Origin of the sequence: Citrobacter sp. RHBSTW-00859 (assembly GCF_013729795.1) — a bacterium.
Classification (GTDB): domain Bacteria; phylum Pseudomonadota; class Gammaproteobacteria; order Enterobacterales; family Enterobacteriaceae; genus Citrobacter; species Citrobacter braakii.
This window is the reverse complement of record NZ_CP056284.1, coordinates 4,251,407-4,274,246: the sequence shown is the minus strand read 5'-3', so window position 1 is coordinate 4,274,246 and position 22,840 is coordinate 4,251,407. Positions and strand designations below refer to the sequence as shown.

At 47.0% G+C, this 22,840-nt stretch carries 20 protein-coding genes and 2 pseudogenes; 13 read left to right on the top strand and 9 right to left on the bottom strand.

From position 1 onward, the window contains the following. Positions 1-95 precede the first annotated feature (95 nt). From HV302_RS21385 to HV302_RS21370, 4 genes are all read right to left on the bottom strand, one after another. A complete protein-coding gene (locus tag HV302_RS21385; protein ID WP_181626555.1) occupies positions 96-2,084 on the bottom strand; it encodes a hypothetical protein in 1,989 nt (662 codons plus the stop codon). Between the two features lie 494 nt (positions 2,085-2,578). Beyond that, positions 2,579-3,145: a phage polarity suppression protein gene (locus tag HV302_RS21380; RefSeq protein WP_016154080.1), complete on the bottom strand. Its 567-nt coding sequence runs from the start codon at positions 3,143-3,145 to the stop codon at positions 2,579-2,581. Positions 3,146-3,161: 16 nt separating this feature from the next. Further along, a complete protein-coding gene (locus HV302_RS21375) occupies positions 3,162-3,407 on the bottom strand; it encodes an ogr/Delta-like zinc finger family protein (protein ID WP_016154081.1) in 246 nt (81 codons plus the stop codon). Then, positions 3,404-4,141 carry a glycoprotein 3 gene (locus HV302_RS21370; protein ID WP_126855287.1) on the bottom strand — a complete coding sequence of 246 codons (738 nt, stop codon included), beginning with the start codon at positions 4,139-4,141 and terminating at the stop codon, positions 3,404-3,406. The genes HV302_RS21375 and HV302_RS21370 overlap by 4 nt, the downstream gene beginning before the upstream one ends. A 537-nt stretch (positions 4,142-4,678) precedes the next feature. Here HV302_RS21370 and HV302_RS21365 point away from each other — a divergent pair. From HV302_RS21365 to HV302_RS21315, 11 genes and pseudogenes are all read left to right on the top strand, one after another. Then, the gene (locus HV302_RS21365; protein WP_137441523.1) at positions 4,679-4,945 is read left to right on the top strand and encodes a helix-turn-helix transcriptional regulator; all 267 of its coding nucleotides are present in this window, start codon (positions 4,679-4,681) and stop codon (positions 4,943-4,945) included. Continuing rightward, on the top strand, positions 4,942-5,538 hold the full coding sequence (locus tag HV302_RS21360; protein WP_137441524.1) for a host cell division inhibitor Icd-like protein: 597 nt from the start codon (positions 4,942-4,944) through the stop codon (positions 5,536-5,538). The genes HV302_RS21365 and HV302_RS21360 overlap by 4 nt, the downstream gene beginning before the upstream one ends. Next, positions 5,535-5,762, top strand: a complete 228-nt coding sequence (locus HV302_RS21355) for a hypothetical protein (RefSeq protein WP_137441525.1) — start codon at positions 5,535-5,537, stop codon at positions 5,760-5,762. The genes HV302_RS21360 and HV302_RS21355 overlap by 4 nt, the downstream gene beginning before the upstream one ends. After that, complete coding sequence (locus HV302_RS21350; protein ID WP_137441526.1) at positions 5,759-6,079, top strand: DUF5375 domain-containing protein; 321 nt, start codon at positions 5,759-5,761, stop codon at positions 6,077-6,079. Before HV302_RS21355 ends, HV302_RS21350 begins: the two co-directional genes overlap by 4 nt. Before the next feature lie 14 nt (positions 6,080-6,093). Further along, positions 6,094-8,412: a primase-helicase zinc-binding domain-containing protein gene (locus HV302_RS21345; RefSeq protein WP_181626554.1), complete on the top strand. Its 2,319-nt coding sequence runs from the start codon at positions 6,094-6,096 to the stop codon at positions 8,410-8,412. A gap of 586 nt (positions 8,413-8,998) precedes the next feature. Further along, positions 8,999-10,258 (top strand): tyrosine-type recombinase/integrase, encoded by a 1,260-nt coding sequence (locus HV302_RS21340; RefSeq protein WP_181626553.1) that lies wholly within the window; start codon positions 8,999-9,001, stop codon positions 10,256-10,258. A gap of 80 nt (positions 10,259-10,338) precedes the next feature. Further along, entirely contained in the window at positions 10,339-10,737 is a 399-nt protein-coding gene (locus HV302_RS28660; protein ID WP_442780439.1) for a helix-turn-helix domain-containing protein, read from the top strand. Then, positions 10,734-12,233 (top strand): type I restriction-modification system subunit M, encoded by a 1,500-nt coding sequence (locus HV302_RS21330; RefSeq protein ID WP_181626552.1) that lies wholly within the window; start codon positions 10,734-10,736, stop codon positions 12,231-12,233. Before HV302_RS28660 ends, HV302_RS21330 begins: the two co-directional genes overlap by 4 nt. A 5-nt stretch (positions 12,234-12,238) precedes the next feature. Then, complete coding sequence (locus tag HV302_RS21325) at positions 12,239-13,729, top strand: type I restriction-modification system subunit M (RefSeq protein ID WP_220131619.1); 1,491 nt, start codon at positions 12,239-12,241, stop codon at positions 13,727-13,729. Further along, positions 13,730-14,875, top strand: coding sequence for a restriction endonuclease subunit S (locus HV302_RS21320; protein WP_181626550.1), 1,146 nt, complete (start codon positions 13,730-13,732; stop codon positions 14,873-14,875). Positions 14,876-14,887: 12 nt separating this feature from the next. Next, positions 14,888-15,370: pseudogene (locus HV302_RS21315) on the top strand (type I restriction endonuclease); the annotation flags it as partial. A gap of 21 nt (positions 15,371-15,391) precedes the next feature. On the opposite strand, the gene HV302_RS21310 reads toward HV302_RS21315, so the two are convergent. After that, positions 15,392-16,423: an IS630-like element ISEc33 family transposase gene (locus HV302_RS21310; protein ID WP_191212329.1), complete on the bottom strand. Its 1,032-nt coding sequence runs from the start codon at positions 16,421-16,423 to the stop codon at positions 15,392-15,394. Between the two features lie 102 nt (positions 16,424-16,525). Here HV302_RS21310 and HV302_RS21305 point away from each other — a divergent pair. Next, positions 16,526-19,105: pseudogene (locus HV302_RS21305) on the top strand (type I restriction endonuclease subunit R); the annotation flags it as partial. A gap of 289 nt (positions 19,106-19,394) precedes the next feature. Here the strand turns inward: HV302_RS21305 and HV302_RS21300 are convergent. Both HV302_RS21300 and HV302_RS21295 read right to left on the bottom strand, forming a co-directional pair. After that, positions 19,395-20,063 (bottom strand): primase 1D-like protein, encoded by a 669-nt coding sequence (locus HV302_RS21300; RefSeq protein ID WP_050489808.1) that lies wholly within the window; start codon positions 20,061-20,063, stop codon positions 19,395-19,397. 1 nt (position 20,064) lies between these two features. Beyond that, entirely contained in the window at positions 20,065-20,442 is a 378-nt protein-coding gene (locus HV302_RS21295) for a hypothetical protein (protein ID WP_181626549.1), read from the bottom strand. Positions 20,443-20,631: 189 nt separating this feature from the next. Here HV302_RS21295 and HV302_RS21290 point away from each other — a divergent pair. Then, positions 20,632-21,329 (top strand): IS1 family transposase gene (locus HV302_RS21290; protein WP_223429336.1). Its coding sequence is split into 2 segments (ribosomal slippage): positions 20,632-20,881 and positions 20,881-21,329, totalling 699 coding nucleotides; the frame shifts between segments, so codons are not numbered across the junction. A 323-nt stretch (positions 21,330-21,652) separates the two neighbouring features. Here HV302_RS21290 and yjiA read toward each other — a convergent pair. Both yjiA and HV302_RS21280 read right to left on the bottom strand, forming a co-directional pair. After that, positions 21,653-22,609 (bottom strand): GTPase, encoded by a 957-nt coding sequence (yjiA, locus tag HV302_RS21285; protein WP_016155616.1) that lies wholly within the window; start codon positions 22,607-22,609, stop codon positions 21,653-21,655. A 12-nt stretch (positions 22,610-22,621) separates the two neighbouring features. Next, a complete protein-coding gene (locus HV302_RS21280) occupies positions 22,622-22,816 on the bottom strand; it encodes a YbdD/YjiX family protein (protein ID WP_003830038.1) in 195 nt (64 codons plus the stop codon). Positions 22,817-22,840: the final 24 nt, after the last annotated feature.

Genomic DNA, 22,840 nt, shown 5'->3' with positions numbered 1-22,840 from the left:
AATTTTTAATTGTTAAATCGAGATAGCTTTGACAGTCACTCGTATTAATTTAATTTAGCAACTGTCAAAGATAATCCACTGTTTTTGGGGGCGCTTTAGGCCTTAATGTATTTTTTGGAAAGGGAATACTCTTTGTAGAAATCTCTAGTCGAATGTGATATTGAGGAAAGTGTTATTAAAGCTTTCACAAGACCTTCGCTAGAACCTTTATCTTCTAGTATCATCAGCAACTGAGATATGCTCATGAAAAATAGATTATGAAATGGTTCGGTATCAAGTTGGTTGGAATCCTTAAGGCATTGAATATGTGTTGATAATTCATTTATGTGTTCTTTCCAATTATTAAGTTTTTTATCAATGCTCGAATTGGCTCCTTTAAATGTTGCACCCAATGAGTTAGTTAAAATTGAACGAATTGTCATTCTGTCTTGAAAACTTCCATAATCATAAAGAGTTAAGGCAATTTTAATTACTCTTTGTGATTTATATATTATAGGGGAAGATCCTTCGATGTTAATTTTACCATCACATCGTAAAACGCGCTCAGCCTTGAAACATTGGCTTGTGGCATGAATCAATCCACCACCTAAATCAGACAGAATTGAGTAATCGACTCCTGACATTGATAGTCTTGTCATTCCTTTCTTTTTTATCTCAATAAAAATTATGGTGTTGTCAGTTTCAATTGTTATATCACTTTCCCCATATACCAATCCATCTTTACTAACAAAATTTCCGCTATGAAATAAAATCCCATAAGATAATAGTTTATCCTTAACAAATCTCTCGATTACATGTCCTAGTGTTGCATCGTTATGTTTATTTCTTTTGCCATCAGGAGCAATGATAGAGTTTAATGTATTATTAAGAAATGCTAAAGAAGATAAAGGTCGTGGTAATAGAAGATAGGAACTTTTCAATGGGGTCAATATATTAAAGTTATTATCAATGTTGGTGCTTTTGGGAGGGAATTCTAAAGAGTGGTTAGGGGATTTATTGAGAAGGATATTGTTAATTATAGCTGTGTTTTTTTTGGGGTCTAAATTCAATATTTTCTTTATGTTGTTATGATCAATATGAGTGATCTGATGATCTAAAGTTTTACTAAGTAATATCAACCCGCTTTTGTATATTTTCCCTATGGAAAAACCATGGCTTTTTAAAGATTTAAATTCAGATGAGTTTACTACATAGTTTAAGATTTCAGTCACGTGGCCACTGTGCATTTGGGCTATGCAATACAGGTTGTCGAACACAACTTCGTCAGATAAAAATTTGGTTAAACCATAATGGTCAACGTACCATGATTCATATGGGCTATAATCCTGAACTTCAAAGACAGCAACTATATCGGTTAATAAATTAATTAATTTGGGAAAGTTGTTCTCGCGGTTACTATCGCCAAAACTATTTGAATATTTTGTGCCTAACGCAATCAAATATGCCCATGGTATAGCAGGTAAAGGCCTATCATGACCCATAGAAAGTGAGCGATGGATATGGAATCTTTTTTGGCTGGAGTCATAGCTATTGGAAATGCTCTCAAAACATGCATGCAAGATATTACATCCACCAATTGAAGTGGCAAGTCTTCCAATCTCTATGGATAATTGGTGATGGTAATTACTGTCGAAATAAAAACTGTCTTCTATTTCGATTATTGGAAATCCGTTTTTTATTAGTCTTACACAGGAACGGCTAAAGTCAAAATATTTTGCATATGTAATTTCGAAATGTTCATCTTCACTCATAAGGCTGTTGGTGTCTTTAATTTCCCCTAAAACGCTTATTATTTCATCCCATTTAATAGTTGAGGCTTTTCCTTGCTCTTTATTTTTTGTATTGTCTCTTGATCCATCAATTAACGTGCATACATAGGACATGTATGGATTTAATGGCCTTCCATTAACTATGTGCTCATAAACTATTTTCTTTTGTAGGTATATTAGTTTCTCTCTGATTAGGTAGATATTATCTCCTGAAATGCTTTTTATTTTGACATAGCCATCCTTACTGTCTATTTGAGGGAGGGTTATATTTGTAACTAACTTATCACATAAATTTAAAAACAACTCATAGTTCATTTTTTTCTCCATGAAATAATTAATTGTGAATGTGGTTGTAATCTTGGAGGGGGGGATTTTAATTATATTAATGGGTTTTTATTTAGTTATGCAAGTTTAGGCATTAAGAAAATACTATCTTCTATAGTACCACTAATTGAAGGTTTGTTATGAGGCCTTGAACTCAGTTCAGCATTGAGTTATCAATTTTAGTTCTTAATTCTCAGAGATGCTCTCAGGTGTATTTGACAGGGTGCTGTCCTATGGTGACTGAGTTACGTGTCCGGCTTGATGAGGTGCATACGCTCCTGCCTGCGCGCGCAATGCTCTCCCCGCCACGCCTGCCCGCTTCTTGGGGCGCTTTTAATGCAGGTGCATGAAGTGGCTCAGGCCGCGCCGCGACTGGCGCTGGTCGGGAGTACAGGAGCGGGAAAACGCATGCAAAACCATGCACCCTTTGGATGCATGGCTTAATTCGGGAAAAATGGCGGGAATTACGAGGATTTTTTGACAGGTTACGGCGCGGCCAGTTCGGCGCGTCGACGGGTGTAAATCATGCTCTGTGCAGGGGTGAATTTTTCACGATTATCATCCCGCGAAGGCGCGTCAGGCCTGTATCCGATGGCCGTTAAAATATCGCTATCCTGTGCCGAATAATTAATTTCATTTCCTGCGGCCAGCCAGACGGAAAGAGCTTCTCGCAGGTATGCTACTGAACGGTCAAGCGCACGGTTTTTTATCATCGTGGGCTGGTTCTTAATTCCCATCAGCTCGGGTGCCAGTGCGGCGGCCAGCTCCGCGCCGTTCTGCTGCATAAAATCGTACAGCCGGTTACGGATGCTGATGCGCTGCACCTCCTCATGCGAGGAAATGTAGCGACCGGCGGCCTGATTAATCTCCCATTTTTTTACGTCAATAATATCTCGCAGCGTCTGTAATCTGCGGGAACCTGATGCGTTGTCATCCAGCAATAATTCCTGATATTCCTGTTCTGCGGCGGTCAGTTCGGCTTTACAGTTCAGCCACGCCGTTTTGTTCGTCTGACAGGCATCGAACGCCTGCTGTAATGTCAGGGTGGTCACGGGTTGTCTCTCCTGATTAATGGTGGAACGGTGAGCTGTAGCAGCTTTTTACCCGGCGGGGTGTAACGGGTACTGTCGGCACCGGTGCGGGTTTCTCATCGACGACCGGGGAACGGATCACCTCAAAGATGGACTCATGCGTTTTGAATGTCGCCGAGCAGTGCACATTCTGGCACTGGAGGTAACTCTCTTTGACGCTGTCAGACATATAGCGGCTGGTGCGAACGTGGGCCGCTGTGCGACAGAAAGGGCAGCGCATCATGACAGTAACCCTCGTGCTTTCAGATCGGCTTCACGTTCCTGCATTTTTTCCTGCCAGACTTTTCGCTGACCGGGCGTGGCCGCAACGTCATGCTCCATATGTGGCAGCGTGGAGGCCGCCAGCCCTGTTTTAAAAAGCACTGGTTCATCAGTCAGACGGATATTGCAGTCATTCACCGCCTGCTCAAGCCATGATTTCACCTTATGCATAACGGCATGCTCTGGTTCGACATAGCCCTGATGCCCGATGGTGTTGGCAAGCGGATTTTCTTTAACCAATATGCTGAGTTTCATTGCTCTAACGAGTGCGCCGCAGGTTTCACGTAGGGCGGCATCGAGTTCATGCTCTGCATACTGGCTGAGTACGCCGTGATGCGCCTGACGGTATGTTCTGGCCGTGCGGTCACAGTCTCCCCGAAGGCTGTCCAGCTCGAAAGACAGCACCTCAGCCATGTTGTCACATTCCAGTGCCAGCTCCCGCCGTGCCACGCGCGCAATATGGCGTTGTTTCAGCTCGTCAGTAATGACAGCACCACCGGCACGAAAGGCGGTGCGCCATGCACCGGAATCATTGCCGTTTTCCTGCTCCAGTTCAGTTTTTTGCGTTTTCACCTGGCTGATGGCCGTCGTGGTTTCGTCCATGCGTCGGGCATTGGTCAGATGTGCTTCTCTGGCCGTCTCAAGACTTTCTATTGCGGGTTTAAGGTAGTCGGGAATAACAGCGGTCTGAGTCATGTCGGGTCTCCTCTTCGTTTCAATCTGAGGAGATTCTGCCGTGCCCCGCACAACAACACGACTCATTGCAGTTGTGGCAGCTCTGGCACAAACAGCACCCAAAAACCCGGCTTGCCAGAGAAAGGTCGCAGGAAACCATTACCCATCGTTTGTTTTTTACTGTTTACTGTTCACCACTGTTCACCTTAAGAAAAAAGATAAGTAATACAGTAAATTAAGAGGTGAACAGTTGGGGGTCTGACTGTTCACCGTCTGTTCACCACTGTTCACCCTTCATTTTTTCGGCTAATCAGTCCTTTAGACCTTTTGGCAATTAAAAAATAAAAATATATGAATAATAGTAATCAGCGGTTTGCCATTTTGTTATCAATAATTGTCAACGATTGCCAAGGATTACCATTGCCGTCATAAGCGTAAAGTCAATGTTAGTTTTCATGAAAATCTCACATGACCTGAGGAAAAATATAACCATAATAAGGAGCTACCTGAAGCCGGACAGACACGACCGGCACTGTATGGACTTTGTGAGGTAGCCCGATGCACACCGCTTTTTCTTCCCCGTCTTCTGCCCCTGCCGCCCCGCTGATGCCGGTCTCTGATGCTTTTCAGGAGCGCTTTATCCGTCTGCCTGAAGTGATCCACCTGTGCGGACTTTCACGCTCCACCATTTACGACCTCATCAGCCGGGAGGCTTTTCCGAAGCAAATCTCGCTCGGGGGTAAAAACGTGGCGTGGGCGCAGTCTGAAATCAGCGCATGGATGGCAGATCGCATTGCTAAACGCAACCGGGGCTATGACGCATGATGATGGCCGCTCAGCAAAAAGCCCCTTTTTCTGGCTTGCATCCGTTGTATGTTTCCTGGTACAGTTTTCTTGCTGTCGCAAAATCGGCAGCCGGGCGTGGAAACCCGAGCAACTCGAAGGCGACACCAGACGCGCCATGCGTCTTTTTTTGTGTCGCAACTAACGCCACAGAGCGCCAGATAATGGCGTGGTGTGCGGATCGTCGTGCAGACGTCACTTTGTGTCTCCTGTCCGCAATCGCATATCATGCTGTCATGTCAATGGTAGCTCAGGCGGGGCAGCCCTCGGGCTGGCCGGTATTCTTCGAGGCCGGTATTTCCACCCCCGTCTGGGCTATCGCCACTGAGCGTGGAAACTCCGGCGATAGCAATAATTTGCTACTCGAAGGAGGTTGCCTTATGGCTACGACCCTCACTCCGTCTCACCCGCAGTTTGTCTTTGTGTTTGCCGCCGTCCGTCGCGCAGACCGTAAGCCCCGTATCTGTATGCTCCGCACCATCGCCGGTGATGAACATACTGCACGCCTTTCCCTCGTTCGCGATTACGTCCTCTCGTTTGCTGGCCGTCTGCCGGTTGCGGAGGTGCGCGTATGAAACACACCACCATCACCATTCAGGAACTCGAATGCCTGGAGCATCTGCGCAACGTCGGCCACTTCGTTAACGCCCTGATGCAGGAGCAGGACTGCGCCACCGTTCGCCGCGACCCGGCGCAGCAGTCGCAGCTCACCTCCGTGATTTACCTCATGACCGCCCAGCTCGATGGCGTGGTCGAGCAGTGCAATCAGCGCTGGCTGACCGGGGAGGGCAACGTATGAAAAAGCCATTACCGCCCGTACTCCGTGCCGCCCTGTATCGCCGCGCTGTGGCCTGTGCCTGGCTGATTGTGTGCGAACGTCAGCGCCGCTATCCCCATCTCACCCTAGAGGCGCTGGAAAGCGCCATTGCCGCCGAGCTGGAGGGCTTCTACCTGCGCCAGCACGGCGAGGAGAAAGGCCGTCAGATTGCCTGCGCACTGCTGGAAGATTTGATGGAAGCCGGGCCGCTTAAGACCGCCCCGTCACTGTCCTTTCTGGGGCTCGCCATGATGGATGAACTCTGCGCCCGCCATATCACATCGCCTGTACTGCACTGAGGGAGAAAATAACAATGAAAATGAACGTAACGGAAACCGTAAAACAGGCGTGCGGCCACTGGCCGCGCATTCTCCCGGCGCTGGGTGTGAAAGTGATTAAAAACCGTCATCAGGCCTGCCCGGTGTGTGGGGGTTCTGACCGCTTCCGCTTCGATGACAAAGAGGGGCGCGGCACGTGGTTCTGTAACCAGTGCGGTGCGGGTGATGGCCTGAAACTGGTTGAGAAGGTGTTCGGCGTATCGGCCGCAGAGGCTGCCGGAAAGGTGAATGCCCTGACCGGCAACCTGCCGCCGGTTGTCCCGGAGGTGATTGCCGCCGCAGAGGCGGAAAACGATGCTGAGCGCAAAGCGGCGGCCTCGATGGCCGTAAAACTCATGGAGAAGACCCGCACGGCTGCCGGCAATGCCTACCTGACCCGCAAGGGCTTCCCCGATAGTGAATGTGTGATGCTGACGGCCACACATAAAACCGGCGGTGTGACGTACAGTGCCGGGGATTTGGTTGTTCCGCTGCATGACCATTCCGGCGCGCTGGTTAATCTTCAGCTTATCAATGCTGAGGGTCTCAAACGCACCCTGAAAGGCGGCGCGGTGAAAGGGGCATGCCATATCATCGAAGGGCAGAAACAGGCAGGAAAACGCCTGTGGATAGCAGAGGGCTATGCAACAGCACTCACCGTGCATCACCTGACTGGCGAAACCGTCATGGTGGCGCTGTCGTCCGTGAACCTTCTTTCTCTGGCGAGCCTTACCCGACAAAAGCACCCGGGCTGTCAGATTGTCCTCGCCGCCGACCGCGACCTCAGCGGGAACGGCCAGACCAAAGCCGCAGCGGCTGCACTGGCTTGTGAGGGCGTTGTTGCCCTGCCGCCGGTATTTGGTGACTGGAATGATGCGTTTATGCAGCAGGGTGAGGACGCCACACGCAAAGCTGTCTATGGTGCCGTCCAGCCAGCCACACAAAGCCCGTTCGACACCATGAGCGAGGCGGAATTTACCGCCATGAGTGCCAGCGAAAAGGCGATGCGGGTGCATGAGCATTACGGCGAATCGCTGGCCGTGGACGCTAACGGCCAGCTCCTTTCCCGCTACGAAAACGGCATCTGGAAAGTGATACCGCCCTCCGATTTTGCACGCGACGTGGCAGGGCTGTTCCAGCGCCTGCGCGCCCCGTTCTCGTCAGGCAGAATCGCCTCGGTGGTGGACACCCTGAAACTGATAATTCCCCAGCAGGCCGCCCCGGCGCGCCGTCTGATTGGTTTTCGTAACGGGGTGCTGGATACCCAAAGCGGGATATTCAGCCCACACAGCAAATCGCACTGGCTGCGCACCCTGTGCGACGTGGATTTTACCCCGCCAGTGGAGGGCGAAACGCTGGAAACCCATGCGCCGAATTTCTGGCGCTGGCTCGACCGCGCTGCCGGTGGCCGTGCAGATAAACGCGACGTCATTCTCGCCGCGCTGTTTATGGTGCTGGCGAACCGCTACGACTGGCAGCTATTCCTCGAAGTGACCGGACCGGGCGGCAGTGGGAAAAGTATCCTCGCCGAAATCGCGACCCTGCTCGCCGGTAAGGATAATGCAACGTCCGCCGACATTGAAACGCTGGAAGATCCGCGCAAACGTGCCTCCCTGATTGGCTTCTCGCTGATTCGTCTGCCTGACCAGGAGAAATGGAGCGGTGACGGCGCAGGGCTTAAGGCCATTACCGGCGGCGATGCGGTATCTGTTGATCCGAAATACCAGAACCCATACTCAACACATATTCCGGCGGTGATTCTGGCCGTGAATAACAACCCGATGCGCTTCACCGACCGCAGCGGCGGTGTGTCACGGCGCAGGGTAATTCTTCATTTCCCGGAGCAAATCGCACCCGATGAGCGCGACCCGCAACTCTGCGATAAAATCGCGTTCGAGCTGGCCGTCATTGTGCGCCAGCTTATGCAGCAGTTCAGCGACCCGATGAGCGCCCGCGCACTGCTCCAGTCCCAGCAGAACTCCGGCGAGGCGCTCAGCATCAAGCGCGACGCTGACCCGACATTTGATTTTTGCGGCTATCTGGAAGCGCTGCCGCAGACAAACGGTATGTTTATGGGGAATGCCAATATCATCCCGCGCCAGCCACGAAACTACCTCTATCACGCCTATCTGGTCTATATGGAGGCCAACGGTTACAGGCACGTGCTGAGCCTGAAAGCATTCGGGCTGGGGCTGCCGATGATGCTGAAAGAATACGGCCTGAATTACGAGAAGCGACACACCAAACAGGGGACGCAGACTAACCTGACGCTCAGGGAGGACAGCAACGGCGACTGGCTGCCAAAGTGCGACTAACCCGCAGCAACATAACCCACCTCAGACCGGCAACAGCCGGTCTTTTTCTTTCTGACCATTGCCTCAAGGTGAACAATCCACTGTTCACCCTTCACCGTATATTCACCCTGTATCATTATGATATTTATGATAAAAATACAGAGGTGAACAGTGTGAACAGTAAAACCAAAAAAAACTTTTTACCCCTCCCTCGTCGCATGACACGGTGCATCCTGAGCGCGCACAAATTACAAAGGTGAAGAGTCGACTGTTCACTCTTCACCAACTCATCATCACTTAACTTAATGATTTTTATTGGTAAATTGTCGAGGTGAACAGTGCGAACAGTTAAAAGCAAAAAAAGATTTTTATGGCTCTTTGTCCAGGTTAGGTTCCGAGTGACGCACCATCGGAACATCAATAGGCGTCAACGGACGTCTTTTTTTGTGCCTGAAATCCAGTATCCGCAAGGCTTTCCTCGCTTTTTCACTCAACCTAAGTCAACCTGATTCAATCTACATCAACTTACTGATGCGGGTACAACTGCGGGTATATCGCGGTTCGATAATGTTTGTACCCACACAGAACCCTTGAAAGGATACTCATCATGGCTCTGAGTGATGTGAAGGTTCGTTCGGCTAAGCCTGAAGCAAAAGCCTATAAACTGACTGACGGCGACGGCATGGTTTTGCTGGTTCACCCGAACGGCTCAAAATACTGGCGGCTTCGTTATCGCTTTGGCGATAAAGAGAAGATGCTGGCGCTGGGGAAATACCCCGAGGTTTCGCTGGCGGATGCCAGGGCTCGTCGGGATGAGGCCCGTAAGTTGTTAGCTTATGGTGTCGATCCCAGTGAGAACAAGAAAGCTGTTAAGGTAGAACAAGAGCAGGAAGCGATAACGTTTGAAGTGGTAGCCAGAGAGTGGCACGCCAGCAATCAGAAGTGGTCTGCATCGCATAGCGCTCGTGTATTGAAAAGCCTCGAAGATAATCTCTTTGCTGCTATCGGTAAGCGGAACATTGCTGATCTGAAGACTCGGGATCTGCTTGTCCCCATCAAAGCGGTGGAGTCGTCTGGGCGTCTCGAAGTCGCTGCTCGTTTGCAGCAGCGTACTACCGCGATTATGCGCTTTGCTGTACAGAGTGGGTTAATCGACTACAACCCCGCTCAAGAGATTGCTGGTGCGGTTGCTACGGCGAAAAGACAACATCGTGCTGCTCTGGAACTCAATCGTATACCTGAATTGCTTCACCGTATCGATCACTATTCTGGAAGACCGTTAACCCGACTGGCTGTCGAACTTACCTTGTTAGTCTTTATCCGCTCAAGCGAACTGCGTTTTGCCCGCTGGTCAGAAGTCGATTTTGAAACGGCCATGTGGACGATTCCAGGTGAGCGCGAACTGCTGGAAGGAGTTAAACATTCTCAGCGTGGTTCAAAGATGAAGACGCCGCATCTTGTTCCCTTGTCGCGACAAGCTCTGGCTATTCTTGAAAAGATCAAAAGCATGAGCGGAAATCGTGAGCTGATTTTCGTAGGCGATCACGATCCACGTAAGCCGATGAGTGAGAACACGGTAAACAAGGCGCTGAGAGTGATGGGCTATGACACGAAAACGGAAGTTTGTGGACATGGCTTCAGGACGATGGCTTGTAGCTCATTGATTGAATCGGGTTTGTGGTCGAGAGATGCGGTGGAAAGGCAGATGAGCCATCAGGAGCGTAGCTCTGTTCGGGCTGCTTACATCCATAAGGCGGAACATCTGGGAGAACGCAGGTTGATGCTGCAGTGGTGGGCTGATTTTCTGGATGCGAATAGGGAGAAGGGAGTTAGTCCATTTGATTACCCAAAAGACAAAAAACGATAGCTATGATTTGTTATAAGTTCCTGCAGACCAAAATATCGCTAATTGGCATATGATCTCACTGGAACACATGTCGTGTATTTATGCCCGAGATGTGTCCTGAACTGAAACGTGTTGATCATACATGTCTTCCTGTCCATACGTTCAATGTTTTCCCAACTGCTGTAATTTCATTTCAGCTTGATTTTTTTTTGTTTTTTTCGCATTTTGGGATACGATTTGCATCGTTAAGCACAACGATAAGGACCATTATGATCCGTTGCCATCTTGCTCGGCTCATGGGCGAACATAAGATGCGAATAGCCGATGTTGTCAGGGAAACTGGCCTGAGTCGCAACACTATCACTTTGCTTTACAAAGAGACGGCTCAGAAGGTTGACCTGGATACATTAGAAAGGCTTTGCGTGCTTTTTGACTGTGAAATACACGATTTACTGCAAAAGGTTCCTGCTTCGCAGAATCGTACAGAGAAAAATAAATGACACTGATTAACCTAAAAGATCTCGAAGCCCATCTTTGGCATGCTGCCCATATTATCACCGGGCCTATCGATGCATCAGATTACAAAACGTACATTTTCCCTATCCTGTTTTTCAAGCGCGTTTGTGATGTATATGACGAAGAATTTGCCGATGCGATGGAGAGCGTTGAGGATGCAGAGCTTGCCAAGGGGAAGATGTTTCACCGTATTGAGGTACCTGAAAATTGCCACTGGCGTGATGTTTTTGCTGAGACTAAAGACATTGGCCAGGCATTGAAAGACTCCTTCCGTGGTATAGAACTGGCAAACCCTAAACTACATGGCATTTTTGGGGATGCCAGCTGGACCAATAAAGAACGCCTTTCTGATGAGTTGCTGGCTACGTTACTTAATCACTTCAATAAGGTGAACCTTGGCGTTTCTAGTGTCCGTGACGATGATATGGGGCGCGCATACGAGTATCTGATCAAACGCTTTGCAGACAAAGCTAACAAGAAAGCCGGTGAGTTCTATACCCCACGCACTATCGTTCGCTTGATGGTTAACATTCTTGATCCAAAAGCTGGTGAGAGTGTCTACGATCCTGCCTGTGGTACTGGTGGTATGCTGCTTGAGACTATTCATCATGTTAAAGAAAACGGTGGCGATCCGCGCTTGCTAAAAATAAAGGGTCAGGAAAAAAACCTGACGACGGAAGCTATTGCGCGTATGAACTTGTTCCTGCATGGGCAGGAAGATTTCGATATTGTTCGGGGTGATACATTACGGGAACCTAAGTTTTTACAAAACGATCGTTTAGAAACATTCGACTGCGTTGTTGCTAACCCACCATTTAGCTTAAAGGAATGGGGATACGATCTGTGGTCGAACGATCCCTATGGCCGTAAGCAATATGGTCTGGCGCCCAAAACAAATGGTGATTTTGCCTGGGTGCAGCATATGTTTGCTTCACTTAACGACAATGGACGTATGGCTGTCGTATTACCTCATGGTGTGCTATTTCGTGGCGGAGCTGAGGGAGTTATTCGAACTAAATTGCTGCAAGAAAATCGCATTGTGGCGATTATTAGTGTCGCTTCCAATCTATTCTACGGCACTGGTATTCCTGCGTGTATTTTAGTGCTGCGCAAATCACGTCCGACAACGCATAAAGATCATGTATTGATCATCAATGCTGAAGAAATCTATACCAAGGGGCGTGCGCAGAATACGCTGTCCAACAAACAGGCTGATGACATATACCAAATCTACCATGACCAGGTGCAACAGGGGCCAGACGCAAAAGAAATAGAAGGCGTTGCACGCTGGGTACCTCTGAAGGAGATTGAAGAAAATGACTTCAATCTAAATATTGCTCGTTATGTGCAAAAGCCACTCGAAGAAGAAACCATCACTGTGGAAGAGGCGCTCAAAGATTTTCAACGGAAGTTGGTTGAGCTGGAAAAAGCAGAAGAGGAGCTGGAAGCCCTGCTTATCAAAGAAGGGTTCGAGGTATGAGTACTATGAGTAACAAAAAGCTGGAAGAGCTGCTCTGGGGAGCCGCTGAATTTCTTCGTGGCCAAATTGACGCATCAGACTATAAGCAGTATGTCTTTCCCTTGCTGTTCTATAAACGCTTGTCAGATGTCTATCTGGAAGAATATAACGAAGCGCTGGAACTCCATGAAGGTGATGCTGAATACGCCGCTATGCCGATGTTTCACCGTTTCAACATTCCTGCTGAAGCTAGTTGGGAAAAGGTCCGAAATACCAGTAAAAACATTGGTGAAGAGATCCAGAATGCGCTTCGACTAATTGAAGCCAATAACCCGCGTTTACATGGTGTTTTCGGTGATGCGCAGTGGACCAATAAAGAGCGCCTGCCCGATCATCTGCTGGCTGATCTGATTGAACATTTTAGTAAAATTCCGCTGGGTATTAAATCGGTCGCCCAGGATGATCTTGGTGAAGCCTACGAATACCTGATTAAAAAGTTCGCTGATGATTCCGGTCATACGGCAGCAGAGTTCTACACCAACCGAACAGTCGTGCATTTAATGACGCGCATTATGGGATTAAAACCGGGTGAAACCGCCTATGATCCGACGTGCGGTACTGGCGGGATGTTGCTAAATGCAGTGATGGATCTTCGTGCAAGAGGAGAAGAGTGGCGCTCTGTGCACCTTTATGGCCAGGAAGTGAACCTGCTGACTTCCGCAATCGCCCGTATGAATATGTTCTTGCACGATATTGAAGAATTTGATGTGCTGCGCGGTGATACTCTGGCTGAACCTAAGTTTATTGAAAATGATCGGCTCAAGCAGTTTGATGTAATTTTTGCCAACCCTCCATATTCTATAAAAAAATGGAACCGTGACAAATTTGCCGCTGATCCTTATGGACGTAATCTCTATGGCGTACCGCCGCAGGGTTGCGCTGATTATGCGTTTTACATCCATATTATCAAAAGCCTGAAGCCAGATACCGGTCGTGCTGCCATGCTCTGGCCGCACGGTGTTCTATTCCGCGATTCTGAGCAAGCCATTCGTAAACAGGTGATTGAATCCGACATCATCGAAGCTGTGATTGGTTTGGGACCAAATCTGTTTTATAACTCTCCGATGGAATCTTGCGTGGTGGTCCTTAACTGTAATAAACCGCACGAGCGGAAAAATAAAGTGTTGTTTATTAACGGAGTAAAATATGTTACCCGCGAACGCGCTCATAGTCGCCTATCCGATGAGGATTTGGAGGTATTATGCGAGGCTTATTTTAATCCGGAGAAAAAAAACGATATAACCGCTTTGGTGGATATCGACGTTATTAAAGAAAATCTCTACAACCTGTCGATCCCACTGTATGTGCAAGCGCAAAGCAACGGAGAAGTACATAATATTGAACATGTAATTGAGGCATGGAAAGTTAGCCGTACTCAATTGAAAATACAAACTAATAAATTATTTAAGAGCCTTGCGGATCTCGGGTATAACGTTGAAAGCAAGGTGGAGCAGTAAATGACTGAGCAAAAATTACCTGAAGGCTGGCAGATGGTGAAGTTTGGTGATATCGCGAAACATATCTCTAAACGTGTTGAGCCAAGTGAAACCGATCTTGAAATTTATGTCGGCCTGGAGCACTTAGATCCTGATAGCCTGAAGATAAAACGTCATGGCGTACCGAGCGACGTTGAAGGACAAAAACTGTTGGTGAAGAAAGGCCAGATCATTTTTGGCAAGCGCCGAGCCTATCAGCGTAAGGTAGCAGTTGCGGAGTGGGATTGTATTTGTTCGGCTCATGCAATGGTTTTAGAGGCTAACCCCAGTATTATTGTACCTGAATTTTTACCATTTTTTATGCAGTCTGATGTTTTTATGAACCGGGCAGTGGCAATTTCTGAGGGGTCTTTATCTCCCACGATCAAGTGGAAGTCTTTATCTATTCAGGAATTTCCAATCCCCAAGTTTGAAAATCAAAAGTCGCTTCTTCAAACGTTAAAGCAAATTGAGAATGTGATCAGTGAAACAGAACAGCTTCACATATCATCTAAAGCGCTTTACGAAAAACTGAGTAATTATATTTTTGGCTATTCGAAGTCAAACGAGAAATATCGACGGGGCATGGCCAGAGATCTGTTTACAGTCGATAATGGATATGCATTTAAAAGTAATGAGTTTGGAAAAGGTCATATTCCAGTAATCCGAATTTCAGATATTAGCACTGATGGTTTTGTTCATTTAGAGAACTCAGTAACGGTGACTGAAAATTTAAAATACCAGAAATTTATTGTTGATAAAAACGATATTCTAATTGCAATGTCTGGAGCTACTACCGGTAAATCTGGGGTTTACATCGGAGATGCCCAGGCATATTTAAACCAACGTGTTGGTAGAGTTAGGCCCCAAAGTGAGTCTTTAAGGCCAACGGTCTATCACCTTATTAATAATAAGAATTTTCAAAAAAATATGTTGATTGATGCTATAGGTGGAGCTCAACCTAATATCAGTCCATCATCAATTGAACGACGTGAAGTATATATTATAGAAAATAAAGAAAAGTTATTGGCTATATCAAAACAACTTAATTTACTTTTAAGGCTGGAGAGTGAGCTAACTAACAAATTAGAGAACTTAAACGCAATCAAAACTAGCTTGTTGATATGATGGGGAAATATAATGTTTAACGAACAAACCGTCACAGAAAATGGAATTATCGACCGCTTAAAAGGTTTAAGCGGGGTCAAGTGGACATACTGCCACGGAGAAAATCTGCCTAAACAAGCGCAGGATATCTTCGTTGATGAGTGGCTAAAAGACGCGCTTTGTTCGTTAAACCCTGATATCGGCAGACAGCCTGACTATGCCGATGAGGTCATCTACAAACTGCGGGGAGTGGTTTTAGAAGCCCGCCATACTGGTTTGGTAAAGGCCAATGAGAACTTCCAGGAATGGTTGATGGCCGACAAAACCTTGCCTTTTGGCGAGAATGGCGACCATATCACCATCAATCTAATTGATTTTGAGCACATAGAGAACAACCACTTTGTGGTGGCACAGCAGGTCCACTATATCGCGGCCACTGAAGTCTATTTTGATATTGTCCTGTATGTGAACGGCATACCGTTGGTAGTGGGCGAAGTTAAAACCGCAACGCGGCCTAAATAGCTGCGCCTAATACCGCTACACTTTTGCCTGACCATGTTTTCCTCCGGGGAATGGGCTGGCGGTTTCCATAAAATGGCGGACCTTTTTCAGTAACTGCCACATTGAGCGGCACTGATGATTACGGGTTATCGTGTCATGAAGTGCCTGCCATAGCTGTTCCACATGATTCACCCACGGCGAGTAAACCGGCTGGTAAATTACCCTGAACTTGGGATTTGCTTTCAACCAGCGCTGTGTTTCGCGGCTTTTATGGATAATGTAGTTATCAACGATCAGCGTGATTGTTTTCGCCCGCCGGTAAGTGGCTTTCAGGTGCTTCAGCAGAGCGATAAACAGCGCTGAACTTTTGCTGTTGCCGCCCACGTAGCTGACTTTACCCGTGCCACTGTGCAGTGCGCCGGCCAGATAGTATTTTTCGTTCTGCCCCGGCGTCACTACCCGTTTCTGCTGTCCGCGCAACTGCCAGTCCGCACCGATTTTAGGATTAAGGTGGATATCCACTTCATCTTCATAAAATACCGGATGCTCTGCGCTGCATTCATCCAGCGCTTTGTGGATTACCGCCATCTTTTCATCTTTATGTGGGTCACGGATACGCAGAGTTGGCGCGGCCCTGCGCCATACAAGCCCCGCAGATGGCAACCAGCGGCGAACGGTTCCTGCATGTAACTGGCAACCGGTTATCTCATTGATTTTTAATGCCAGTAATTCGGTGCTCCAGCGTGAACGTTGATAACCAAAATCGCCGGGAGAATGCTTTATCAGCTCACGTAACAGGGTGCAGATATGTTCAAAAGGCCAGCGTCGGGAGCGCCCTGCGGGTAAGGATTTCAGGCCTTCAATACCTGAGTGCGTAAACCAGTTAATCCAGCGACCAACGGATGAACGGGCACAACAGAGAGTTCTGGCAACATCGCTGACCCGTTCACCCCGATGAAGCATCAGCATGGCCGTGAGTCTGCGGGCATGATTTTTATCACGCGTTTTATGAATAGCTTTCTGCATCAGGCGTCGTTCGCCACGGGGTATTGGTACTATGATCGGCATCGCTCAGTCCGGTTGGTGATTTTGGTTGGTTTGGCGATTGATCAGATCGCACAATCCGGGCTGAGTTCCCTTTCAGTGATCTACTATTCCGCGCAGCTATTTAGCGTGACCTGGCAAGACGGCGCCGCCGACTTTATGGGTGGCAAAAAGTACTACTGGAAAAACGTTGAATCTTTCTTTGTCCCCAACTTGCTGTGCTTTGCCAGCGAAGGAAAAACCTTTGCCTATGGCGCAATTAATGCCCGAGTTAAAGACTGGGGGCCCTGGCATAATACTGAGCTTCGTGATGAGATTCTGCCGGGATTAGCATCGGTACTCAACAGCTGCGAGAGTTTGTTAAATCCACAGACCTTATTGCAGCTACTGGAATCTTTCGCATTATTTTCAACCGTCAAAACGGGCAAAAATACGCCGCCTAAACGCGTTAAAATCCTGCCGCGTTACCCGCAATTTGAAGCAGCAAAACAAATCGTTGAGCGTGTTCGTAGAGGCTATCCAAAAAAAGGTCTTATTTGGCATTTCCAGGGGTCGGGTAAATCCTTGTTGATGCTTTACGCCGCCAAAATGCTGCGTGCCGATAATGCGTTAAAAAACCCGACGGTACTTATCGTTGTGGACCGGCGAGATCTGGACAGCCAAATTAATGAAACTTTTGGTGGGGCCGACGTTAAGAATCTGATTAAAGTGCAAAGCTGCAAAAAGTTGGGCGAATACATTGAGCAAGACAGCCGTGGCATTTTGATCACCACCATCTTTAAATTTAAAGATATCGAAATTGATGATAGCAATCCCAATGGCCTGAACAACCGTGACAACATCATTGTGTTGGTTGACGAAGCCCACCGTACCCAGGAAGGTGGGTTAGGCGAGAAAATGCGCTGGGCATTGCCCAACGCCCACTTCTATGGCCTGACTGGCACACCGATTTCTGGCATTGATCGTAATACATTCAAGTTGTTCGGTGCCGAAGAAGATCCAGGTCGCTATATGAGCCGCTATAGCTATAAGCAGTCGATCCGGGATGGCGCGACTAACCCGGTGAAGTTCGAACCTCGGCTGGCTGAACTCCGAGTGGATCGTGATGCTATAAACGAAGAGTTCGAGCAACTGGCTACCGAAAACAACCTGGATGAAGAAGAAAAGGCAGCATTGTCCAGACGTGCCGGCAAGCTGGCTATTATGCTGAAATCTCCCAGACGTATGGCTGCGGTGAGTAATGATATTGTTGAGCATTTTACCAGCCATGTTATGCCGAAAAAGATGAAAGGCATGGTTGTGGTATACGATCGCGAAGCCTGCGTACAGATGTATTACCTGCTTAGGGAAAAGCTTGGTTTTGATGCGGTTGAAGTGGTTATGAACGTTGACCAGGCTCCGGTTAAAGCTGAAGAGGGGGGTAAAAAAGATAAGCTCAACAAGGACTGGCTCAAATGGCATGACGAATTGGAGCTGCCTGTTAAACAAGCCGATTTCGAACGCTGGCAGCACATTGATGCTGAAGAGCAGGTACAGAAGGATCTGATTGAGTGCTTTAAAGATCCTGTGCATCCGTTACAGCTTATCATCGTTACCGCCAAGCTGCTTACGGGCTTTGATGCACCAATTTGCTACTGTATGTACCTCGATAAGCCTCTACGCGATCATACTCTTCTTCAGGCCATGTGCCGAACCAACCGGTTGTACGAAACCGATGATGTACGCAAGGACATGGGATTAATTATCGACTACCTCGGTGTTTTCGAAAATCTGCGTACCGCTCTGGCCTATAATCCTGAAGAAATTGAAGGGGTTGTGGAAGGAATTGAAGCATTTAAAGAGTTATTGCCGTTACAACTGAATAAATGTCTGGCCTTCTTCCCTGGTGTGGATCGTTCCATAGAAGGTTTTGAAGGTATTATGGCTGCGCAGGAATGCCTGCCGACCAACGAGAAACGCGATGAATTCGCTGCCAGCTTTGGTGTGTTATCCAAGTTATGGTCAGCTATCAACCCAGATCTTTTTTTGACCCCTTATCGTCAGGACTATAAATGGCTGGCGCAAATTTATGAATCAGTGCGTCCGGTTGGGCAGACAGGTGCGCTTGTTTGGGCTGCGCTTGGTCCTGAAACCATCAAAATGATTCATGAGCATACTGATATCAATCGTATTCGCGATGACATCGACGAGTTGATCATGGATGAGCACGCCATTTTTACCCTGACCGCTAAAGAACAGGAACAACGCGCCAAACGCTTAGAGATTGATCTTATGGGGCGTTTGCGCGGTAGCCATGATCCTAAATTTGTGGCTTTGGGCGAGCGTTTAGAAAAACTGCGTCAGGACTATGAAGCTGGTGTTATCAAGGCTATCGACTGGTTGAAAGGCCTGTTGGATGCTGCGAAAGATACCGTACAAGCCGAGCGCGAAACGGGCGAGCGCCCAGTAACTGAAGCTGATAATAAACAGGCTTTGACCAAGCTTTTCCTCGAAACACGCCCAGAAACTACCCCTAAGTTAATCGGTGATGTTGTAGAGCAAATTGATAAAATCGTGAAAGCTACCCGCTTTGATGGCTGGCAAAATTCCAACAGTGGCCCGCGTGAAATCCAAAAGGCGCTTTTGTTGACTCTGGCTCAGTTTGGACTAGGGAAAGATAAAGAGTTATTCCGGAAAGCGTATGGGTATATAGAAGAGCATTACTGAAATTTTCTTAATAAATTTATTTTTTAATTTATATGGAAGAGCTATTGGTTGCTCTTCCACTCTTTTTCCTGTTTATAGAAAGAATAAAGATACTGTATCTCTATAATGATGTTGGTTTATGTTTTTTTATGGTTAATTTAATAGAATTTTTATTTTTGTTTTATATTACAACTTTCCTTTTATTAAAAAAGTCGAACTTTTTGAGGGGTAAAATGATTCTATTATTAATATAAAAGAATCATTTTACTCAATCATAAACCTGAGGATGGAGTTTTTGTTACCATCAGATTCAATATTGTGGTAACAAAGAAGATATTTTATCTGGTTGCATCCATTCTAATCCGGAAGAACTTAAGTAACCGACAAATGTTGGGTTCTTTTTATAGTGTGAACTATTATTAGTCCATCTAAGTGCCCCATAACCGGCCATCAAACGATGTCCTATCCACCTTTCATCAATTAATTTGAAACCGCTTGGCTTATTCAACAGAAGCAGACTCCCCATAAATGCAATCCAATCTGAAGATTTTATTAATCTATTACCATATGCATGGAAAGATCTTCCGCTATTGTAGACGAAAAATGACATTTGCCAGTGCTCTGATAATTCTCGTAAAGGATTTGCATCAATAACTCCTCTGTCAACTTTACCAAAATCAATTAATGGAAAATGATAAGAGCTACCGAAACTATTGACTAATGAATGAAATGCCAATTCTTCATTTCCATTCATATCTTCAATTATGTCATATAGTGTTTTTTCATTAAATTGTTTGAATGGTAGCGTTAAGCCTGAACGATCGTCTATAAAAGACTGCGGTGTATATCTATACTTACTTAATTGCAGCGAAATATCTTGTGGTAGCTCATTTTTTTTGATGCTTAAACCAATAAGATGTTTTACCAAACTAAATGGATGTTTTTGTATATGGGTATAAAACTGCTGGAATTTATCCATATTACTTCACCTTGATACCTTTGAGAAGTTGATACATTTCCATCGAGAACTGATCAGTCATACCTGAAACAAAATCAACAATTAAATGCATTCTTAACGATAGTTCTTTTTCGCGAGAAATACTCTCAAATTTTTCAACAAACAAATCATCGCTATAATCATTGTGATTATACGGTATACCAACTATTGCGGTAGAGTATGATTTTAAATGTTTTCCTGGCAGTCGATTAAATAATCTTCTTTCAATGTGCAAATGATTATTGCGAATTTTTTTATTATTCTTTAAAATTAAAGATAAAAATTTATCTTTTGGTAGTTTTATTAAAGATGTATACTCGTCAAGTATTCCTTTTATTATAGCAAAGCCGGACAATTCCATACACTCTGCTTCTGCTGATGTAAAAAGGTAGTTTGACGTATAGTCTTTTAAAATATCTAAAAGATCATATTCAAAACTTCCTTTTGATATTATCTCTTCTTTTCGTTCTTGCTTTATAAGTTGGTGGTAATCTTGGTGATGCTGCCAACTTACTGATTTAGTGTATGATGGTGTTTTTGAGGTGCTCCAGTGGCTTCTGTTTCTATCAGCTGTCCCTCCTGTTCAGCTACTGACGGGGTGGTGCGTAACGGCAAAAGCACTGCCGGACATCAGCGCTATCTCTGCTCTCACTGCCGTAAAACATGGCAACTGCAGTTCACTTACACCGCTTCTCAACCCGGTACGCACCAGAAAATCATTGATATGGCCATGAATGGCGTTGGATGCCGGGCAACCGCCCGCATTATGGGCGTTGGCCTCAACACGATTTTACGTCACTTAAAAAACTCAGGCCGCAGTCGGTAACCTCGCGCATACAGCCGGGCAGTGACGTCATCGTCTGCGCGGAAATGGACGAACAGTGGGGCTACGTCGGTGCTAAATCACGTCAGCGCTGGCTGTTTTACGCGTATGACAGGATACGGAGGACGGTTGTGGCGCACGTCTTCGGTGAACGCACTCTGGCCACACTGGAGCGTCTTCTGAGCCTGCTGTCGGCCTTTGAGGTCGTGGTATGGATGACGGATGGCTGGCCGCTGTATGAATCCCGCCTGAAGGGAAAGCTGCACGTAATCAGCAAGCGTTACACTCAGCGCATTGAGCGACATAACCTGAATCTGAGACAACATCTGGCAAGGCTGGGACGGAAGTCACTGTCGTTCTCAAAATCGGTGGAGCTGCATGACAAGGTCATCGGGCATTATCTGAACATAAAACACTATCAGTAAGTTGGAGTCATTACCCGGGTGTCATACCAGCAGGTACACTGTTCGCTGAGTCCCCCCTCAAGAAGTCTTGCCAGTCTTTTTTCGCCGGCAGTAATTTTCTCGCTACAACTGCTTATTGTGGGAATAATGATTGCCATGTTACGCCTACCAATTCATGAAAATTATATAAATATGTTAAATTAATATTCCGAGAGATATTAATAAAAACATGAATTCATCATGGGTAATGACATTAACAGACAATATTACAAACAGAAAGCGTGATGCGAGATATTTGTTTCAGAGATATTTGCTCCCTTTCACAAATAAAAGGGAGCGGCTGTTTACTTCTTCAACCCCGCAAACGCTGCTCGGATCTCGTCTTCCGGCAGGTTAATGCCGATAAACACCAGCAGGCTGTGCGGTTGTTCGTCGCCCCACGGGCGATCCCAGTCGGCGCTGTACAGACGCTGAACGCCCTGGAACAGCAGGCGGTTTGGCTCGCCTTCAATCCACAGCATGCCTTTGTAGCGCAGCAGCTTCTCGGCGGATTCCAGCAGCAGATTTTCCATTACCCGCGACACGTCACTGATGTTTACCGGGTAATCCAGCTCGACGACGATCGAGGAGATATCGTTTTGCTTGTCGGCGATAAAGTGGAAGCGTGGTTTGGCGCTGACCACGTTCTCCTCGAGCATGAAACCGTTGGTATCGAACAGCAGGGAGAGGTCGATATCACCATGCGTGACGGTATACACCGGGGCGCGGGCGTTGATGCGCGCCAGGCGCTCACGCAGTTTCTCGCTTTCACCCGCCACGTCGGTTTTGGTCAGCAGGATGCGGTCAGCGTAGCCCACCTGCGACTGGGCTATGGTGAACTGGTTCATCTGCTCGTCGGCATGTACCGCGTCAACCAGCGCAATAACACCGTCCAACAGGTAGCGTTCGCAAATCACTTCATGGGAGAAAAAGGTCTGAATAATCGGGCCGGGGTCGGCCATGCCGGTGCACTCGATCACCAAACGGTCGAAATGGATGGCGCCTTTGTCGAGGTTGTCGAGCAGATCTAACAGTGCGTCTTCCAGCTCACTGGAGCGGGTACAGCAAATGCAGCCGTTGGTCAGGGTTTTGATCTGCGTGGCGCGGTCGCCAATCAGCTGATCGTCCACCGAGACTTCGCCGAATTCGTTTTCGATAACGGCAATCTTATAGCCGTGCTGCTCGTTGAGAATATGGCGCAGCAGGGTGGTTTTACCCGCGCCAAGAAAACCGGTGAGTAGGGTAACTGCAATCGGGGTCATTCATTTCTCCTTCTAACAGCAACTGCTTCCGCCGCTACCGTAGCGGGCTTCCTGGCGCTCGCGGAAGAATTCTTCATAGGTCATGTACGGCTTATCGGGATGGTTGGTCTTCATGTGCTCGACGTAGTTGTCGTAGTCCGGAATGCCAATCAGCATCTTTGCCGCCTGACCGAGGTATTTTTTTGCCTGACCTAAAGTACCAAACATAAACAATCCTGATAAGCGAAAAGC

Bases quoted from the DNA above. Each gene is read 5' to 3' on its own strand.
- HV302_RS21350 (WP_137441526.1), top strand. From the start codon at position 5,759: ATGAAAAAGCCATTACCGCCCGTACTCCGTGCCGCCCTGTATCGCCGC.
- HV302_RS21280 (WP_003830038.1), bottom strand. From the start codon at position 22,816: ATGTTTGGTACTTTAGGTCAGGCAAAAAAATACCTCGGTCAGGCGGCA.
- HV302_RS28660 (WP_442780439.1), top strand. From the start codon at position 10,339: ATGCCCGAGATGTGTCCTGAACTGAAACGTGTTGATCATACATGTCTT.
- HV302_RS21320 (WP_181626550.1), top strand. From the start codon at position 13,730: ATGACTGAGCAAAAATTACCTGAAGGCTGGCAGATGGTGAAGTTTGGT.
- HV302_RS21375 (WP_016154081.1), bottom strand. From the start codon at position 3,407: ATGATGCGCTGCCCTTTCTGTCGCACAGCGGCCCACGTTCGCACCAGC.
- yjiA (WP_016155616.1), bottom strand. From the start codon at position 22,609: ATGACCCCGATTGCAGTTACCCTACTCACCGGTTTTCTTGGCGCGGGT.
- HV302_RS21385 (WP_181626555.1), bottom strand. From the start codon at position 2,084: ATGAACTATGAGTTGTTTTTAAATTTATGTGATAAGTTAGTTACAAAT.
- HV302_RS21300 (WP_050489808.1), bottom strand. From the start codon at position 20,063: ATGGATAAATTCCAGCAGTTTTATACCCATATACAAAAACATCCATTT.
- HV302_RS21355 (WP_137441525.1), top strand. From the start codon at position 5,535: ATGAAACACACCACCATCACCATTCAGGAACTCGAATGCCTGGAGCAT.
- HV302_RS21310 (WP_191212329.1), bottom strand. From the start codon at position 16,423: ATGCCGATCATAGTACCAATACCCCGTGGCGAACGACGCCTGATGCAG.
- HV302_RS21295 (WP_181626549.1), bottom strand. From the start codon at position 20,442: ATGGAATTGTCCGGCTTTGCTATAATAAAAGGAATACTTGACGAGTAT.
- HV302_RS21325 (WP_220131619.1), top strand. From the start codon at position 12,239: ATGAGTAACAAAAAGCTGGAAGAGCTGCTCTGGGGAGCCGCTGAATTT.
- HV302_RS21360 (WP_137441524.1), top strand. From the start codon at position 4,942: ATGATGATGGCCGCTCAGCAAAAAGCCCCTTTTTCTGGCTTGCATCCG.
- HV302_RS21340 (WP_181626553.1), top strand. From the start codon at position 8,999: ATGGCTCTGAGTGATGTGAAGGTTCGTTCGGCTAAGCCTGAAGCAAAA.
- HV302_RS21330 (WP_181626552.1), top strand. From the start codon at position 10,734: ATGACACTGATTAACCTAAAAGATCTCGAAGCCCATCTTTGGCATGCT.
- HV302_RS21345 (WP_181626554.1), top strand. From the start codon at position 6,094: ATGAAAATGAACGTAACGGAAACCGTAAAACAGGCGTGCGGCCACTGG.
- HV302_RS21370 (WP_126855287.1), bottom strand. From the start codon at position 4,141: ATGACTCAGACCGCTGTTATTCCCGACTACCTTAAACCCGCAATAGAA.
- HV302_RS21365 (WP_137441523.1), top strand. From the start codon at position 4,679: ATGCACACCGCTTTTTCTTCCCCGTCTTCTGCCCCTGCCGCCCCGCTG.